This is a genomic window from Dietzia sp. CW19, from assembly GCF_014145265.1.
In the GTDB taxonomy this organism is placed as follows: domain Bacteria; phylum Actinomycetota; class Actinomycetes; order Mycobacteriales; family Mycobacteriaceae; genus Dietzia; species Dietzia natronolimnaea.
Genome location: NZ_JAALEE010000533.1, coordinates 1 through 1,773, shown reverse-complemented (window position 1 = coordinate 1,773; position 1,773 = coordinate 1). Strand labels below are relative to the sequence as shown.

Annotated in this window: 2 protein-coding genes; one reads left to right on the top strand and one right to left on the bottom strand. The window is 72.5% G+C overall.

The genetic code is table 11. The features are described 5' to 3' along the window. Window positions 1–744: putative sulfate exporter family transporter (locus G6021_RS15035; protein ID WP_347238982.1), on the bottom strand; the 744-nt coding region annotated here is incomplete at its 3' end. Between the two features lie 191 nt (window positions 745–935). On the opposite strand from G6021_RS15035, the gene G6021_RS15030 reads away from it, so the two are divergent. Then, window positions 936–1,773 (top strand): LysR family transcriptional regulator (locus G6021_RS15030; protein ID WP_182611115.1); only part of this gene is annotated, 838 nt, incomplete at its 3' end.

Genomic DNA, 1,773 nt, shown 5'->3' with positions numbered 1-1,773 from the left:
GGGGACCAGCGGCGGCCGGGTCCCCCGGGCGTCGGTACCGGTCGTCCGTCGCCGGTGGAGGCTGATCACGGTGACCACGGGGGCCAACAGCAGGACCCGGGCCAGCTTGACGACGGTGGCGACCGCCAGGGCGCCGCCGCCGATCGCCCCGCCTGCCGCGATCACCTGGGCGACCTCGTGGATCGATCCGCCGGCCCACATGCCCGCCGCGGTGTCCGACAGGCCCAGTGCCCCCGACAGAACCGGGACCGCGACGATCATCAGGGTGCCGAAGATGACGACGAGGGTGATCGCCGTGAGGACCTCCTCCTCGTCGGTGTCCGACACGCTGTCCACGGCCGCCACCGCCGCTGCGCCGCAGATCGAGAACCCGCAGGCGATGAGCAGGCGCTGCGTCCAGCCGAGACCCAGCGCGCCCCCCAGCGCCATGGTGCCGGCGATTCCCAGGACCACGATGACGACGACGAGCGCGACGACCTGCCACCCCAGCGCGGTGATGTCCCCGAGCAGGAGCTGCAGACCCAGCAGGGCGATGCCGACCCGCAGCAGGGTGCGCGAGGAGAACGCCAGGCCCGCGGTGGCACGGGCCGGCAGGCGCACGGTGTTGCCGAGTGCGGCACCCAGCACGATCGCCACGAGCATCGGGTTGAGGGTGGGGACCAGGTGGCCGACCCCCAGCGCCGCCGCTGTTCCGGCGAGCGTCAACGCGGTGCCCGGGGCGAGCGTTCGTGCCCTGACCCGCACGCTGGTCAGTCCGGACGTCGCCGAGTCCGAGGCCCGCGACACCGCTGCGTGGCCGTGCTCGCGTCGCCGGGCGGTCAGGGGGGTGGTCACGTCTCCAGGATGGACGCGGACGGGCCCGTCCGGTAGCCGGCAGTCCGGTATCCGTCCATATCTCACAGGCATGGCCCGAAGCGGAGCCATATGCTGTCTGCATGACACGGAGGTGGCCCGACCTGGCCGTCCTGGAGCTGCTGATCGGCGTCGACGACCAGGGGAGCCTGAGCGCGGCGGCCCGGAGGGTCGGGATGGCGCAGCCCAACGCGAGCAGGGCGATCAAGGATCTCGAGCGGCGGTTCGGCACTCCGTTGCTGCGTCGGCACCCGCGGGGCGCCACGTTGACCCCGCACGGGACGGTGCTCGCCCACTGGGCGCGGAGGGTCCTCGCCGAGACGACCCAGTTACTGGAGGTGGCGCAGAGCCTGCAGTCCGAGCGGTCCGCCACGCTGACGGTGGGGTCGAGCATGACCGTGGCAGAACACCTCATGCCGCGCTGGCTGGGGGCACTGAGGGGCGTGCTGCCGGAGGTGAACATCCACCTGCAGGTCCACAATTCCGTCAGGGTCGCCGAACTCGTTCTGGACGGCACCTGTGACGTCGGGTTCGTCGAGTCCCCGACGGTTCCCAGCGGTCTGCACACCAGTACCGTTGCGCGCGACCGGCTCGTGGTGGTGGCGGCGCCGACCCATCCGTGGGCCCGGCGCCGCACCCCGGTGACCATCTCCGAGCTCGCGGCCACACGGTTGGTGGTGAGGGAACCGGGGTCCGGCACCCGGACGACCCTGGACCGCGCACTCCACGAGTACGAGCGCCCCGCTCCACTGCTCGAACTCGCCAGTGCGGCCGCCATCCGCACCAGCGTCCTGGACGGGGTGGGCCCGGCGGGGATGAGCTCGCTCGCCGTGGCCGACCAGGTGGCCTCGGGCGCACTGAAGATCATCGAGATCGACGGGCTGGACCTGCGACGGGACCTGCGCGCGGTGTGGCGGCCGC